Raw genomic sequence first — 15493 nt, forward strand, 5'->3', positions numbered from 1 at the left:
GCTCCCATTCGTGCTGTCACTGCTCGGGGCCGTTCCGAAGCAGACGGGATGTTGCCGAACACGCATCGGTGGCGTTGGTGAGTGATCTCCAACGTGCCGCCGCCTGAGGGGATCCGGACGAACTTTGGACCGGCGAGCAGCTCATTGATTAGCGTGGGAACAATGGAAGTTGACTGAGCGCCAGGCTGGTAGCCAACCGTCCCTAACGTCTGCGAGTTAACCCTCTCTGACCTGCGGCGACACGGCCAGGACGCATCAGCTGGCACGATCAAGGGGTGGGCCGAGGAGTGTCAGCTCAGTTGCGGCAGGCTCGGAAGGAGCGGGGCTGGTCGCAGGAGCGGCTTGTCCACGAGATGGAGCGGCACGCCCGTCAGCATCTCCTCGACATCGCCTCGACAGCGAGCCTGCGCGTCTACGTCTCGGAGTGGGAGAACGGTCGCCGACCGATCGACCCTATGTACGCCTCAGTGCTTCGCGCGCTGCTCGGGCTCACCGACCGAGAACTTCTCGGCAGCGGCGCGACAGGTGGCCAACCACCGACCGTTGACGGCTACGACGAACTGGTCGGCCGCATCGAAGCGGCGCACAGCCTCAGCCTCGGCATGGTGGACACCTTCATGGCCCAGACCGAGCTCCTGCGCACGGTGGACCGCCAGATGGGCGCTGCCGCGCTGGTGGACCAGATGCAGGCACACCTGACAGCCCTGGAAGATTCGCTGACCTTCGCCGTGTTGCCGGCCACCAGGGAGCCCATCGCTCGGGCACTCGCCGGGGCAGCCACACTGGCGGCGTGGCAGGCACTCGACGTCGGTGCCACGGAACGAGCCTGGCGCCACTACGAACTGGGCAAGAGAGCCGCCGCCGAGGCGAAGGAACCGATGTACCTGGCGCACGCCATGGCCGAGCAGGCGTATGTGCTGTCGGCTGCCGGAAAGAGTGATCTCGCCGTACAGCTCGTCCAGGAAGCGCACCGCTCCGTCGGCAGCAACGCCTCCCCTCGGCTGGCTGCATGGCTGCACGCTGCCGAAGCCGAACTCCTCGCTCAGGCCGGCCAGACGGAAGCCTGCCGCCGGTCCCTGGACCTGGCAGCGGCCACTCTCCCCGCCGGAAGTTCAGACCGAGACCCAGACATGTTGAGCATCTTCCTCAACGACGGCCACCTGGCCCGGTGGCGGGGTAACGTCCTCGCCCGCCTGGGCGACGACGCCGCGATGAGCGACCTGTACGACGCGCTCGGCAAAATGGACGCAACCTTCACGCGAGCGACGGCCGGCCTGCACTGCGATCTCGCCCAGGCCCACCTCGCCCGAGAGGAACAGAACGAGGCCATGAACCACCTACGTCAGGCGCGGCTCCTGGCCAACCGCACGGGGTCAGCCCGCCAACGCGCCCGAATCGACCAACTGGTCGGAAAGTTCGAAGCATCGCGATGAGGGTGACTCGCTCCCCAGCTGTCACTGCCTACGGGAAGCCAGGACATGCAGGAGCGCCACCAAGGTTCCCGAACCCATGAGCTTCCCCTCCGCCATGAGCATCGGGATCTCGGACATCGGCACCCACGCGACGTGGCCGGTCTCCTCACCGTCATCGGGCGCGCCCACGAGTGTCGCCCCCTGACCGACGAACACTTCGTGCGGCGAGTCCACCATGCCGATCATCGGCTGGAACGTAACCACGTGGTCGAGGCGATCCGGTCGCCAGCCGGTCTCCTCCTCGACCTCGCGCAGAGCTGCCCCCAGACCGTCCTCCCCGGGATCGACGATGCCACCGGGAAGCTCCCAGCCCCAGGACTGCGGCACGAATCGGTACCGCCAGAGCATCAACACGCGGTCATCGGCATCCAGCACCGCGGCTATGGCCACGCGCTTCAACCGCACGACGTGATGCTCGAAGCGCGTCACACCGGGCGGCTCAACGTCCACGAGCGCCAGTTGCACCCATGGGTTGTCATAAACGACGCGGTCACCGTAGATCTTCCACGGCTCGAGCCCATCGGCCTGAGTGCTCATCAGCAATCACATCCTGGGAAGGCGGCAGTGGGCATAGTTGACCACACCTGTCGAGTGGGCGGCACACGTCGAGCGCATCTGAACCAGCCTCGTCCGTGGGTGATCGCCAGAGTGCGCAGGGCGTCATCGGGGAACCGCCTACACAGGCGTAGGAGACACGATCGGCCATGGCACCACAGAGGCCCGAACGACACCAGTCCAGCTGGAGCCCAACACCACCGCTGAAGCGATACCGCACCGCAGAGCTGGGGAATGTTCTCCCCAGCGATCTGGCTGCCCTGGCGCACACGCACTGCCCGGACATCGTGCGGGTACGCAACTGCTCCTGGACGCGACCGGCTCCGCGGTCTACTGCGTGATCAGTAGCGACGGCAGGGCGTTCTACGCAAAGCAGCATCACACCTCACTGCTCCACCAGCGCGAGGTCCACGCCTACCGGCATTGAGTCGGTTTCAACCTGAAATTGCAGGTCGCGGGGCTGGTGTGGGTCGGGGGTGGGATGCTCGGGCTGGTGATCGTCCGTCAGCGGGAAATTTCGGCGTTCGTCAGCACGAGCAGGGCTCGCAGCAGGGCTGTCGCGTGCCGGGCGTTCATGCGGAGCTTGGTCAGGACGCGCCAGCGCAACTCTGCACATTGACCTCAACCAGCAAGGCGCAGCAGCGGCGAGACTGCGAACGGCGGCGACCCTGGCGCGGCATGCCGGAAATTCAGAAATTCAGGCTTGGTGCTTTGAAACTGACGCTTGGCGGGTGCTCACCAACGGCGACTACTCCGAGGCAGCAGCCCTTAGCGAGACCGCTCAACAGTTGGCGCCTGCCGGAAGTTCGGTTGAAATCCAGTCCCTTGCACAGCAGGGGCGAGCATTTGCGCGATTGGGCTATCCGACCGAAACCTATGCCGCAATAGACCGAGTACAAGCGCTTTCCACCGCGATGGGTACTCCAAATCAGCCGGAACATCATTTCCAATATGACCCAGCCAAGTCACTCGCCTATGCGGCGACCACGCTCGCATGGCTCGGCGATCCGGCAGCCGAAGCATATGCGCGAGAAGTGATTTCGCGGCTCTCGCCCTCGGAGGACATTCGAAAATGGCCTCGCCGGATGGCATCGGCCAATATCGACCTGGCGCTCTCCCTGGTGGCCACTAATCGATTGGATGAGGCATGTGATTCGGCACAGCACGCCATGCTGTCTGGCCGAGTAGCGCCATCCAACCATTGGCGCGCCCTCGAAGTCGTCAGAGCAGTAGAAGCGCGCAGAATTTCCGATGCGCGGGACCTCCGAGAAGTCTACGAAGGAATGCGCCTACAGATAGAGCCGGCGGGCGATTAACAGCGCGAACACAAAAATAGCCCCACCCTGACCCCTCAATTCGGGGGTCCTCCGCAGGGTGTGCATCGATAGTTGCGCGGCGGCCCGCAGTCTCGCCGTTCGGGCCGAGGTGCCGGGGTGGGTCGGGCGCCTAGCGTCGTTTTCCATGACCTCCAACTCCTCTGAAATATCCGTTCGTTCGTGGTGGCGCAGCCGCTCCGCCCTGCTTCTGTCCGGTACTGCGGCAATGCTGTTCGCGGTCGGTGGGCGGTGGGACGTTGCCGCGCTGGCCTGGGTGTTTCCGGTGTTGTTGCTGGCGTTCTCGCGGCGGTCCGGGGTGTGGTGGGGGGCGTTGTGGATGTGGCTGGCGCATGTCGGGGCGGCGGTGTTCTGGGTGTGGGAGTCGGCGATCGGGTTCAATCCGGTGGTGGTGGCGGGGGCGGCGGGGTTGGCGGCGATTCAGACGGTGCCGTTCGTGGCGGACCGGCTGCTGATCGGGCGGTTGCGGCCGTGGCAGGCGGCGTTGGTGTTTCCGGCCGGGTTGGCGGCGGGCGAGTTCCTGATCACGGTGTTGTCGCCGTTCGGCACGGCGTACGGTTCGCTGGCGGTCACGCAGTACGACAACTTGCCGTTGTTGCAGGTGGTTTCGGTGACCGGCCCGTACGGGGTCGGCTTCCTGGTCGGGTGGTTCGCGTCCACCGTCCTGCGGGTCCGTCGGTGGCCGTCGTGGCGCAGTGGTGTGGTGTGCGGGTCGGTGCTGGTGGCGGTGCTGCTGGCGGGTGGCGCGCGGCTGGCGACCGACCCGGTGGGCGGGGCGACGGTGCGGGTGGCGGGGGTGAGTCCGAGCCGGGCGGTGACGGAGGCCCAGCAGGCCGCGCTCGAGCAACTCGCGGGCGAGAACGTTCAGTTCAGGGAAGCGCCCGCGTCTGAAACAACGCCGATCACGGACGCCGTCGAGAGCGACCTGCTGGCCTCGACCCGCCGGGAGGCCGCTGCGGGCGCGAAGATCGTGGTCTGGCCCGAGGAGGCCGTCCGGACGCAGGAGGCGCACGCGGACGCGGTGATCGCCGCCGCACAGGACGCGGCCCGGCAGTCGGGCGTCTACCTGGAGTTCGGGCTGCGGGTGGACAGCACGGCCGGCTCCGCCCACGACCAGGACGAGGCGCTGCTGATCGACCCCAACGGCGCGGTGCTGTGGACGTATCAGAAGGCGCACCCCATCCCGGGCTCCGAGCGGTTCGCGCCGGGTGACGGCCGGGTGCCGGTCGCCGACACCCCGTACGGGCGGATCGCCGATGTGATCTGCTACGACGCCGACTATCCGGCGCTGATGCGGGTCCGCGCGGATCTGATGCTGGTGCCCTCGCACGACTGGCGGGAGTACGGCGGCGCGCACACGAAGAAGGCCGCGCTGCGGGCGGTCGAGAACGGCTATGCCCTGGTCCGCCAGGACGAGTCGGGCGTCTCGACCGCGTTCGACAGCCGGGGCCGCGTCCTGGCCACGGCCGACTGGTTCAGCTCCGATCAGCAGACGGTGGTCGCCCAGCTCCCTGTCCACGGCGCGACCACCGTGTACGCCCGGATCGGCGACACCTTCGCCTGGCTCTGCCTGGCCGCCGTCGCCGCCCTGGCCGTCACCGCGTTGACCCGCCGTCGCGCCTGAAGCGACCACTCCGGCGGGGTGTGCGTACGGACGGCCCGGCAGAGAGCGGGCCTGGCGACGCGACGGGGGAAGCGTGGGAGAGGCAGTGACGGTTCCGGGCACCGCGGCGGCGCTGCGCAGCCCGGATCTCGCCCGACCGAGCCCCGGCGGGCCGCAGTTGCTCCGGTCGCCGGCTCCGGGCCGGGTGCTGGTGGAGGGCGACCGGGTGGTGGTGGCGGCCACCGCGCGCGGCCTGGGCCTGCTGGGCTCGCCGGTCGCCTGAACAGCGGCTGTGCGCTGAACAGCGGCTGTGTGGTCTCGGACCACCGCCGGACCACACAGCGGCTGCGCGCTGAGCAGCGGCTGTGCGGTCTCGGACCACCGCCGGACCACACAGCGGCTGTGCGCTGAACAGCGGCTGTGCGGTCTCGGACCACCGCCGGGGCACGCAGCGGACAGCCGGACGCGAGCACCCGAACTAGCCTCGGCGGCTCCATGGGCCGCCCCGAGCCGGGCGCGCCCGCCACCCGACGAGCCGAGGGCCTGGTGCAGATGAGACGCAGTACGAGCGAGGAGTCCGCCTGGGCGCCGTTCGGGGAGAAGGTTTTCCGCGCCCTCTGGATCGCCCAGTTCGTCTCGAACGTGGGCGGCTGGATGCAGACCGTCGGCGCGCAGTGGCTGCTGGTCGGGCACGGCGCGGGGCTGGTGTCGCTGGTGCAGGTCGCGTCGGGCCTGCCGGTGCTGCTGCTCGCGCTGCCGGCCGGCGCCCTCGCGGACCTGGTGGACCGCCGCCGGCTGCTGCTGGTGGGCCAGGCGGCGATGGCGGCGGTCGCCACCGTCCTTGCGGTGTTGGCGCTGCTGGGGGTGCTCGGGCCGTGGCAGTTGCTGCTGCTGACCTTCCTGCTCGGCTGCCTCTCCGCACTGAACGGCCCGGCCTGGCAGGCGGTGCAGCCCAGTCTGGTGCCGCGTGAGCAGTTGCGGCAGGCGTCGGCGCTGGGCGCGGTGAACATGAACGTGGCCCGCGCGGTCGGCCCCGCGCTGGGCGGCCTGCTGGTCGCGGCGGCCGGCGTGGGCTGGACGTTCGCCCTCAACGCGCTGTCGTTCCTGGGCATTCTGCTGGTCCTGCTGCGGCGCTTCCCGGACGAGCAGGCGCCCGTCCGCGAGCGGCAGCGCGAGCAGGCGCTGGCGGCGCTGCGGGCCGGCGGGCGGTACGTCCGGCGGGCGCCGGGGGTGCGGCGGATCCTGCTGCGCTGCGCACTGTTCGTGCCCGGCGCGGCGGCGCTGTGGGCGCTCCTGCCGGTGGTGGCGGTGCAGCGCCTCGGCCTCGGCTCGTCCGGGTACGGCCTGCTGCTGGCGGCCGTCGGGGTGGGTGCGGTGGCGGGTGCGGGTGTGCTGCCGCAGCTGAGTGCCCGGCTGCGCGGCAACGGTGTGCTGGCGCTGTCGGGGCTGCTGACGGCGGGTGCGCTGCTGGTGGTGGCGCTGGCCGGGAACACCGTGCTGGTGAGCCTGGCGCTGGTGTGGGCGGGCGCGGCCTGGATCTGGGGTCTGTCCACCCTGAGCGCCGCCCTGCAACTGGAGTTGCCGAACTGGGTGCGGGCCCGCGCGGTCGCCTTCTACCTGCTGGTCTTCCAGGGCGGCAACGCGCTGGGCGCCCTGGTGTGGGGCCAACTAGCCCAGTACGCGGGCCTGTTGGTCGCGCTGACCGTCCCGGCCGCGCTGTTGGCCCTGGGCGCCCTCTCCCTGCGTCAACTCCCGCTGCTGGACGCCGAGGTGGACCCGTCGCTGTCCGACAGCTGGCCGGAGCCGCGGCTGACGGTCGAGCCCGCCGCGGCCGACGGGCCGGTGCTGGTCTCCGTCGAGTACCGGGTGGCGGACGGCGGCGCGGAGGCGTTCGTCCGGGCGATGGACGAGGTCGAGGCGTCCCGGCGGCGAACGGGCGCGGTCAGCTGGGGCCTGTACCAGGACGGGGCCGAACCCACCAAGTTCGTCGAGGTGTTCACGGTGGCCTCCTGGGCGGAGCACTGCGCGCAGCACCACGAACGCTGGACCGGCGTCGACCACGCCTTCGAACGCACCGCCCGGGCGCTGGTGACGGGCGAGCCGGTGGTGACCCACGCCATCACCGCCCGGGCGGCGCTGTGACGCACGGTCAGCCGGTGACGGACCGGACGGCCTCGCGGATCACCTCGGCGACCTGCGCGGGCTGCGAGAGCATCATCAGGTGCGAGGTGTCGAGCTCGACGGTGGTCATCCCGGCCCGCCGGTAGCCGAACCGTTCGACCTCCGGGTTGATGGTCCGGTCGGCGGCGGCGACGATCCCCCAGGACGGCTTGGTCCGCCACGCCGCGTTCGGCGCACTCTCGCCGAACGCGGCGGCGGCCAGCGGCCGTTGGGAGACGGCGAGCACCCGGGCCAGCGCCGGGTCCACGTCCGCGGCGAAGATCTCCGGCAGCCGGTCCACCTGCACCGAGACATCGGTGCCCTCGCCGCCGCCGTCCAGCGGGAACGGCGTGTACACCAGCGCCTCGGCCAGCTCGGAGGCCGGGAAACGTCCCTGCAGCTCACCCAGGCTCTCGCCCTCCTCCAGCGCGTAACCCGCGAGGTACACCAGCGCCTTGACGTTCTCCTCGGCCCCCGCGACGGTGATCACCGCGCCACCGTAGGAGTGCCCGACCAGTACCACCGGCCCCGGGATCTGCCGCACCACGGACGCCAGGTAGGCGGCGTCCCCGGTCAGGCTGCGGTTGGGCCCGGCGGGTGCCACCACGTTCAGGCCGTCGGCGAGCAGTTCGGGGATCAGCCGGGCGAAGCTGGAGGCGTCCGCGAAGGCGCCGTGCACCAGCACGACGGTAGGGGTGGTGTTCTCGGTCATGACGAAGTCCTCGGAATCGGTTGGCAGTTGACGTCCCCCGCAGGGGAAGGCCCCAGGTTAGGAATCCGCGCCCGCCGCGCTTGTTCCGCCAGCGCACGCCGTCCGGCCCAGCCACGCCCTACCCCGGCCGCCGGGGGGCGCCGAGGTAGGTGAGGACGGCGAGGACGCGGCGGTCTCCGCTGTCCTCCGGCGGGAGGTCCAGCTTCCCGAAGACGTTCCCGACGTGCTTGTGCACGGCCCGCTCGGTGACCACCAGGCGGTCGGCGATCTCCGAGTTCCCGTACCCCTGGGCCATCATCGCGAGCACCTCGCGTTCGCGTTCGGTGAGCCGGGACAGCGGGTTGCCGTGTGTCGCGAACAGTTGCCGGACGACGTCCGGGTCCAGCGCGGTGCCGCCCGCCGCCACCCGGTGCAGCGCCTCCAGGAAGTCGTCCACCCGGGCGACCCGGTCCTTGAGCAGGTAGCCGACGCCGGTGCCGTCGGCGAGCAACTCCCGGGCGTAGGTGTCCTCGACGTACTGGGAGAGCACCAGGATCGGCAGACCGGGCACCTGTTCCCTGGCCCGCAGCGCGGCCCTGATGCCCTCGTCGGTGAAGCTCGGCGGGAGGCGGACGTCCACCACGGCCACGTCCGGCCGGTGGGCGACGGCGGCCGCGACGAAGGACTCGCCGTCCCCGACCGTGCCGATCACCTCGTTGCCGAGGGCCCCCAGCAGCGCGGAAAGCCCTTGCGCGAGCAGCGCGTTGTCCTCGGCGATCAGGATGCGCACGGGCACTCCACGGTGATCACGGTCGGTCCGCCGGGCGGGCTCTGCACCCGCAGCGCGCCATCCACCGCCTCCACCCGCTGCCGCATCCCGCGCAGCCCGGTGCCGCCACCCTCGGCGGCCCCGCCCCGGCCGTCGTCGACGACCTCCGCGCGGACGGCCGCGCGCGTTCTGGTCAGGGTGACCGACACGGACTCGGCCCGGCTGTGCTTGGCCGCGTTGGTGAGCGCCTCGGTGACGGCGAAGTACACGGCGACCTCGATCCGCGCCGGTACGTCGCCGAGTTCGCCCACGTCGAGGGTGGCGGGGACGGCGCAGCGGGCGGCCACCGCCGCGACCGCGCCGGCCAGGCCCCGGTCGGCGAGGATCGGCGGGTAGACGGAGCGCAGCACGTCGCGAAGTTCGGCCATCGCCTCCTCCGCACCCTCCCGCGCCCTGGTCAGCAGCGGGCCCACCGCCGCCGGGTCGATGCCGAACGTCCGTTCCGCCAGCCCGAGTTGCATGGCCAGGTTCACCAGCCGGGCCTGGGTGCCGTCGTGCAGGTCGCGCTCGATCCGGCGCAGCTCGCTGCCGTGCGCGTCGATCGCGCCGGTACGCGTCCGGTCCAGCGTCGCCACCCGTTCGGCGAGGGCCTCGGCCGCCGAGGGGGCGAGCAGCCACCGGCTCACGGACGCCGCCGCCCCCGCCACCAGCGGCGGGCCGAACAGCGCCAGCAGCACGGCCAGCAGGAACTGCGGCACGCCGACATAGATCGCGGATCCCCAACTGTCGATCGGAGCATCCAGAATCAGCCTGATCGGCTCCTCCGCCGGGAACAGCCACCACAGCCCGGCCAGCACCAACACCGCCACCGGAAACAGGAACAGCGCCACCCCGAGCAGCCCGAGCACCGTCCCGGCCACCATCGTCCCGGGTGCCCAGCGCAGATCCCGGCCGGTCGCCGGATCCGACAGCATCACCATGAGCCGCCGCCGCCCGTGCACCCCGGCCCTCGCCACCGGCGCCACCCACCGCCCCAGCCGGTCGCGCTCGACGTCGGCCAGCCGGCGCAGCAGCCGCAACTCGTACGGCAGGACCAGCAGACCCAGCCCGACCAGGCACAGCACGGACGAGTAGACCAGCACGGGCACCAGCACGATCAGCGCCAGCCCGCAGCCGAAGCTGGCCGCGCAGTACCCGGCGGCCCGCGCCGAACGACCGGCCACCGCAAGCGTTTTCGACAACTTGTTCACGGCGGCCAGTCTTCCCGTCCGGCCCTCCCGGCACAGTGGTGCCTGCTACACCATCGATCGACGAGCCTGCACGATCGCCCCGGCCACCACTCGGTTCGTAGCGTCCCCTCCATGAAACCGACCCCACCCTCCGGCCTCCTTCCCTTTCTCGCCATCAGCTTCGCCGGGGCATGGCTCGCCATGGTCCCGCTCTGGCTCGACGGCCTCCGCCGGACGAACGCCGCACAGGGCACGCCACCGCTCGCGGCGCTGTGCATGATCCTCATGATGCTGGTCCCGGCCCTGACCGCCTTCGGCCTCACCGCCCGCCACCACGGCCCGCGCGCGGCCGCGCGAATCCTCGGACTCGCCCGGGCCACCCCCTGGCGCCACGAACTCCGCTCCGTGGCAGTCGCGTTGACGATCCCCCTCGGCCTCACCGCCGCCGGCCTGACCCTGTCGACCCTCGCGGGCTGGTACTCCCCCGCCCACCTGCCCGGCCCCGCCACCCTCGCCCCGCTCGCGCTGAGCGCCCTGGTGTCCGTCCCCCTGTACTTCGGCGAGGAACTCGGCTGGCAGGGCTACCTGTTGCCCCGCCTGCTCCGTTACGGCCGAACGCGCGGCCTGCTGATCGGCGGCGCGATCTGGGGCGCCTGGCACGTCCCGATGACCGCCCTCGGCGGCAGCTACCCCGGCCACTCCGTCCTGCTCGGCATACCCGCCGCCGTAGTGACCGCCATGCTGCTCGGCACCGTGATCGCCACCGTCCGCCTCGCCACCGGCTCGGTCTGGGCGGCCGTCGCCACGCACATCTCCCTCAACGAGTTCGCCCTCCCCCTGACCCACGAGGTCTCCGCCCGCCTCGTCGACCCCCTGCTCGCCGGCCCGCTGAGCATCACGACCTGGCCCGCAACCACCCTGGCGGTGCTGGGAGCCTGGCTGGCCCACCGCCGTCGCACGGAGGCATAGACCGCAGCATGCCAAGACCCCGCCGCCCGGCTGGGCAGTGGGGTCTCCGGGCCGGTCGGTACGGGCTCGGACTTCGCCGAAGCGCCCGGCGGCTGCGGCGGCCACGAAGGCGCCCCACGCTTCACTGGGAAGCCCAGGACCGGCTGGTCCGAGCCGAACCGAGCAGCCCCGGGCGGGACGTGTGCCCTCAGCCGGCGGTCAGCCGGTAGCGGCCGGACTCGCGGGTCAGCAGGCCGGCGTCGACGAGGGCGCGCCGCAGCGAGACGGCGTCCAGGGGGCCGTCCTCGCACCAGGGTTGGAGGCGGGTGGTGACCGTTCGCTCGTCGTACTCGTCGCCGGGCGCGAAGGTGGTCGCGGCGAGGTGTCCGAGGACAGCGCGGCGGGCTTCGGGGTCCTCCTCGGGGAGGTCGACCAGGGTGCCGCCGCGGATGTGGCCGCGCAGCCTCGGGTCGGGCTGGTCACTGGCCGCCTCGTCGGCGAGGCGGCGGGTGGCGGTGTCCGCGGCGGCGGTGAGGGCGTCCTCGTTGAGGGCGACGGTGCCGCGGCCCTGGACGAGCAGGCCGGCCCGGACGAGTCGGCCGATGGCCGGGGCGGCGTCGGGGGCGGTGAGGGCCGAGGCGGTGAGGATCTCGGTGGAGGTCGTCGCGCCCAGGGCGACCGCCGCGAACACCCGGCGCTGGATCGGGTCGGCGAGCTGGATGGCGAGTTGGTCGGGTGTCATGCGGGGAACGCGTCCTCTCCGGAGCTGCGTGGTCCCGGCCGGAAACAACGGCCGCAACTCACCGTACCCGCAGCCGAGTTCGACGCCGAACCGATTAATGTCGCCCCGGCCGGTCAGCCCCCGGTGCGCTGGGCGCGCCACTCCCGGGGCGAGACGCCGAAGGCCGTCCGGAAGGCGCGGCTGAAGTGCGCGGGGCTGACGAACCCCCAGCGCTGCGCGACCGCCGCCACCGGCGGGCCGGGCCGGGAGAGTTCCCGGGCGGAGGCGTCCAGCCGGGACCGCAGGATGAGCCGGCTCACCGTCACGCCCTCGCCCTCGAACAGTCGGTGAAGGTAGCGCAGCGAGATGTGGTGGGCCCGGGCGATCGTCTCCGGCGACAGGCCGGGGTCGCCGAGGTTGCGCGCGATGTGTTCCCGGATCCGCCGGACCAGCTGCCCGTTGGAGGAGCGGGCGTCGTCGGTGGCCCGCGTCGCGGACAGTTGGGCGACCATCGTGCCCACCAGGTCGGCGACGCTGCCGGCCAGCCGGTCGGCGACCGGCGTGGTGTAGGAGGGCGCGGAGTCGCCCAGCGTCCGCAGGAACGGCAGCAGCACCGACCCGAACCCGTCGTCGGCGGTCACCGGGGTGCCCGTCACCTGGCGCAGTTCGCTCTCGGGGACGCCGAGCAGCCGTCGCGGCAGGTGGAACAGGTGGGCGCGGGACGGCTTCGGGTACTCGATGACGTACGCCCGCGCGGTGTCGTACAGGACGAACTCGCCCTGGCCCAGCACCGTCCGCTGCCCGTCCTGGGTGATCATGCACTCGCCGGCCAGTTGCAGCCCGATGCCGACCATCGGCTCCTGCCCGCCCCAGGCGTACCGGCCCGCGAGGCGGGGCGGCAGCGCCACGGCCGTCTCCAGCGTCGCGACCCGCAGGTAGCCGAGCCGGGACAGCATCGCCCGCTCGCCCGGCGACGCCCCCGCGAACGCCGGGTCCGTCGCGGCCGGCGGCCACGGCCACGTCGCGCCGGGCACGCACCCGTTCGCCATCCACCCTGTCATCCGACTTCCTCCTTCCACCGAGGTCCTGCTGCGAGCCTGCTCCGCGACCCGAGCGACGGCTTAAGTCATCTGACTGACCGAGTGTGCCTGTGCGCTGTGAGCCCGGTCTCTGTGCACGGAGAGAACAGTCAGCGCTGGTCGAGCGCGTGGGCCAGCGCGGCCCGTGAGGTGATGCCGAGCTTCGGGAAGACCTTGTACAGGTGCGTCCCGACGGTGCGCGGCGACAGTTGCAGCTGGCAACCGATCGCCTTGTTGGTCAGGCCGGTCGCGGCCAGCCGGGCGATCCGCAGCTCCTGCCAGGTCAGCTCGGTCGCGTCCCCGGGCGGCGCGCCGGCGGGCACCGCCACCGGGTCGCCCGCGGCCCGCAGTTCGTCCTCGCACCAGCGGGCCCAGGGCAGCGCCCGCAGGCGGCCGAAGTCGAGGTGCGCGGCGCGCAGCGCCTCCCGGGCGCCGGGCCGGTGGCGGCGGCGCAGCCACGCGCCGTGCGCGAGCCGCAGCCGGGCCAGGTCGAACACCCACTGCTCGGCGCCGGGGACGGCGAACGCCGCCCGGTAGGCGTCCTCGGCCTGCTCGTCGTCGGCGGCCAGCGCGGTGGCGGCGGCGAACAGCAAGGCGTGCCGGTCGGAGATCGCCGCGGTGCCGGCCGCGCGCGCCGCCGCGAGGTGCGCCAGCGCCTCGTCGCGGCGGCCGGTGAGCACCGCGGCGGCGACCAGGTCGAAGACCAGCGCGTGCCGCCAGGGCGGACCGGCGACCGGCTGCCCGGGCGTGGCGAGTTCGCGCAGGTGCAGGTACGCCTCGTCGGGGCGGCGGTGGGCGAACGCGACCAGGGCCCGCAGGTGGGTCAGCCGGTCCAGCACGTACCGCATCCGGGCCCGGGTGGCGATCGGCCGGATCGCGTCGTCGATCTCCCGCAGGCCGGCCTCGTCGCCGCGTCCGGCCAGGAAGTGCGCGAGGAACTGGCGGAACATCAACGCGTTGGTGTGGTAGCCGAGTTCGTCGGCGATCTCGGCCTCGCGCCGGCACAGCGCCGCCTGGTCCCAGCGGCCGAGCAGGAAGTCCTGGTGGGCCTTGGCCTTGGCGACCGAGCCGTGGGTGGCGTACCCGTGCTGCCCGGCGAAGCGCTGCCACACCTCGCCCTCGGCGGAGTCGAGCGCGCAGGCCGTCCACAGCAGCAGCCAGGCGACGCCGGCCTCCCTCTCGGCGGGCAGGTCGCGGGCCAACGCGAGCAGGGTGTCGGCGGTGCCCGGGCCGGGGTCGGTCCAGGCCTTCAGGCAGAGCCGGCCCGCCTCGGAGACCTGTGCGCGGTGCCGTCGCAGTGCCCGCCAGGCCCACGGGTCGTCGGTGTACGCGGCGGCCAGCAGCAGCTTGAACCAGATCTGTTCGAGCAGCCCGCCGAAGGTGTCGGCGCCGGGCGCGGTCAGCGCGTCGAGGGCGGCGGGCAGCAGCGCGGCGGAGGACTCGAAGTCGACGTGGTGGCTCTGGTCGGCGTAGACCACCGCGTACGCGAGCAACGGGGCGATGTCGGCGGGCACCGTGCTGACGGTCAACTCCCGTACCAGCGCGGCGGTGTGCCGCAGCTGCCCGCCGCGGGCGGCCATCACGGCGGCCCAGCCGGTGCGGCGGGCGCGGTCGTGGGAGTCGGTGCTGAGCACGGCGGCGCGTTCCAGCAGCAGCGCGCCCTCCGCGTCGCCGCCGCGCGCGGCGAGGTCGTGACCGGCCGTCTCCAGGCGGCGTGCGAGGGCGTCGTCGGGCAGCAGTGCGGCGGCGGCCTCGTGGGCGAGGCGGCGCGGGTCGTCGGGGGCGAGCGCCTCGGCGAGGTCGCGGTGGGCCTGGCGGCGGGCGGCGTCGGAGGCGGCGGAGACCACGGCGGTGCGGGCCAGCGGGTGCCGGAACACCAGCTCCCCGCTCTCGGCGAGCCGGGCGATGCCGGCCGCGTCGAGCCGGGCCAGCGCCTCGTCGAGGGTCCGGCCGTCGTCGGCCCGCAGCCAGCCGCCGCGGACGAGAGCGCCGGATCCGGGGCCGCTGGCGAGCGCCGCGAGCAGCAGCAGGCGGGTGGCCTCGGGCGGCAGTTCGCCGAGCCGTTCGGCGAAGATCCGTTCCAGTCTGCCGCCGAGCGGCAGCAGCTCGGGCAGCGGGGCGACGCCGCGCTGCTGGGCGGCGGCCAGCTGCCCGGGCAGCTCGACCAGGGCGAGCGGGTTGCCGGCCGCCTCGGCGAGCACCCGCTCGCGGGTGGTGGTGGCGAGTTCGGGCCGGCAGCTGTCCAGCAGTGCGGCGGCGTCGGCGGGCGGGAGCGCGCCGAGGTCGACGGCCTCGGCGGACCAGATCCGCGTGGAGCGGCCGCCGGGGCGGCTGCCGGTCGCGATCACCACCGGCAGTCGGGCGGCGCGGCGCTGCAGGAAGGCGAAGACGGCGGCACTGGAGGAGTCGAGCCAGTGCAGGTCGTCGAGGACCAGCAGCACGGGGGCGGTGCGGGCCGCCTCGTCCAGCAGGGTCAGGGCGGCGGCGCCGACGGCGAAGCCGCTCGGGGTGCCGGAGCGGACGCCGAACGCGCTCTCCAGGGATTCCCGCTGGTGGCCGGTGAGGGCCTCCGAGTGCTGGAGCAGCGACCAGAACACCTGGTGCAGGGCGCCGAACGCGTAGTCGGTCTCGGCCTCGGTGCCGACGGCGCGCAGCACGGTGAAGCCGCGTTCGCGGGCCTTGCGCTCCACCCAGGCCAGCAGGGTGCTCTTGCCGACCCCGGCGACGCCGCGCAGCAGCACGGTGGAGCCGCTCCCGCCGTCCTCGGCCTGGACCAGTGCCGCCGTCAGCAGTTCGGTCTCCCGCTGCCGGCCGATCAGGCCGGGAAGCCGCCCGCCGTCCACCGTTCCTCATTCCATCGCCAGTCGCCCCGCGCCCCAGGCTATCCCCACCCCTCCCGGCCTCGGAACGGCACCCCTGACCTGCGGCGATC

General features: G+C 72.5%; 13 protein-coding genes. 6 read left to right on the forward strand and 7 right to left on the reverse strand.

All coding sequences use genetic code 11. The annotated features are described in order from the left end of the window. Nucleotides 1–287: 287 nt before the first annotated feature. Nucleotides 288–1433, forward strand: a complete 1146-nt coding sequence (locus ACIHEI_RS04815) for a multiprotein-bridging factor 1 family protein (RefSeq protein WP_396605612.1) — start codon at nucleotides 288–290, stop codon at nucleotides 1431–1433. A gap of 21 nt (nucleotides 1434–1454) precedes the next feature. On the opposite strand, the gene ACIHEI_RS04820 is transcribed toward ACIHEI_RS04815, so the two are convergent. Beyond that, a complete protein-coding gene (locus tag ACIHEI_RS04820; RefSeq protein ID WP_396605613.1) occupies nucleotides 1455–2009 on the reverse strand; it encodes an NUDIX hydrolase in 555 nt (184 codons plus the stop codon). A 749-nt stretch (nucleotides 2010–2758) separates the two neighbouring features. Here ACIHEI_RS04820 and ACIHEI_RS04825 point away from each other — a divergent pair. The 4 genes from ACIHEI_RS04825 (at nucleotide 2759) to ACIHEI_RS04840 (ending at nucleotide 7106) form a co-directional block, all read left to right on the forward strand. Next, complete coding sequence (locus ACIHEI_RS04825; protein WP_396605614.1) at nucleotides 2759–3343, forward strand: hypothetical protein; 585 nt, start codon at nucleotides 2759–2761, stop codon at nucleotides 3341–3343. 145 nt (nucleotides 3344–3488) lie between these two features. Next, nucleotides 3489–4985: a nitrilase-related carbon-nitrogen hydrolase gene (locus ACIHEI_RS04830; protein ID WP_396605615.1), complete on the forward strand. Its 1497-nt coding sequence runs from the start codon at nucleotides 3489–3491 to the stop codon at nucleotides 4983–4985. Between the two features lie 85 nt (nucleotides 4986–5070). Beyond that, nucleotides 5071–5247 carry a hypothetical protein gene (locus ACIHEI_RS04835; RefSeq protein ID WP_396605616.1) on the forward strand — a complete coding sequence of 59 codons (177 nt, stop codon included), beginning with the start codon at nucleotides 5071–5073 and terminating at the stop codon, nucleotides 5245–5247. Between the two features lie 212 nt (nucleotides 5248–5459). Next, a complete protein-coding gene (locus ACIHEI_RS04840; protein ID WP_396605617.1) occupies nucleotides 5460–7106 on the forward strand; it encodes an MFS transporter in 1647 nt (548 codons plus the stop codon). A 7-nt stretch (nucleotides 7107–7113) separates the two neighbouring features. Here ACIHEI_RS04840 and ACIHEI_RS04845 read toward each other — a convergent pair whose 3' ends face one another. The 3 genes from ACIHEI_RS04845 to ACIHEI_RS04855 form a co-directional block, all read right to left on the reverse strand. Then, entirely contained in the window at nucleotides 7114–7836 is a 723-nt protein-coding gene (locus ACIHEI_RS04845; RefSeq protein WP_387635922.1) for an alpha/beta fold hydrolase, read from the reverse strand. A 118-nt stretch (nucleotides 7837–7954) separates the two neighbouring features. Continuing rightward, complete coding sequence (locus ACIHEI_RS04850; protein ID WP_387859117.1) at nucleotides 7955–8605, reverse strand: LuxR C-terminal-related transcriptional regulator; 651 nt, start codon at nucleotides 8603–8605, stop codon at nucleotides 7955–7957. Further along, nucleotides 8593–9834 carry a histidine kinase gene (locus tag ACIHEI_RS04855; protein ID WP_396605618.1) on the reverse strand — a complete coding sequence of 414 codons (1242 nt, stop codon included), beginning with the start codon at nucleotides 9832–9834 and terminating at the stop codon, nucleotides 8593–8595. Before ACIHEI_RS04855 ends, ACIHEI_RS04850 begins: the two co-directional genes overlap by 13 nt. A 111-nt stretch (nucleotides 9835–9945) precedes the next feature. Here ACIHEI_RS04855 and ACIHEI_RS04860 point away from each other — a divergent pair, with 111 nt between their 5' ends. Continuing rightward, nucleotides 9946–10782, forward strand: coding sequence for a CPBP family intramembrane glutamic endopeptidase (locus tag ACIHEI_RS04860; RefSeq protein WP_396605619.1), 837 nt, complete (start codon nucleotides 9946–9948; stop codon nucleotides 10780–10782). A gap of 187 nt (nucleotides 10783–10969) precedes the next feature. Here ACIHEI_RS04860 and ACIHEI_RS04865 read toward each other — a convergent pair whose 3' ends face one another. The 3 genes from ACIHEI_RS04865 to ACIHEI_RS04875 all read right to left on the reverse strand — a co-directional run bounded on the left by ACIHEI_RS04865 (nucleotide 10970) and on the right by ACIHEI_RS04875 (nucleotide 15404). Then, on the reverse strand, nucleotides 10970–11503 hold the full coding sequence (locus ACIHEI_RS04865; protein ID WP_396605620.1) for a DUF2087 domain-containing protein: 534 nt from the start codon (nucleotides 11501–11503) through the stop codon (nucleotides 10970–10972). 113 nt (nucleotides 11504–11616) lie between these two features. Next, entirely contained in the window at nucleotides 11617–12543 is a 927-nt protein-coding gene (locus ACIHEI_RS04870; protein WP_392945368.1) for a helix-turn-helix domain-containing protein, read from the reverse strand. Between the two features lie 128 nt (nucleotides 12544–12671). Continuing rightward, on the reverse strand, nucleotides 12672–15404 hold the full coding sequence (locus ACIHEI_RS04875) for an AAA family ATPase (RefSeq protein WP_396605621.1): 2733 nt from the start codon (nucleotides 15402–15404) through the stop codon (nucleotides 12672–12674). Between the last annotated feature and the right edge of the window lie 89 nt (nucleotides 15405–15493).

The sequence above is a fragment of the Kitasatospora sp. NPDC051984 genome (assembly GCF_044593455.1).
In the GTDB taxonomy this organism is placed as follows: Bacteria; Actinomycetota; Actinomycetes; order Streptomycetales; family Streptomycetaceae; genus Kitasatospora.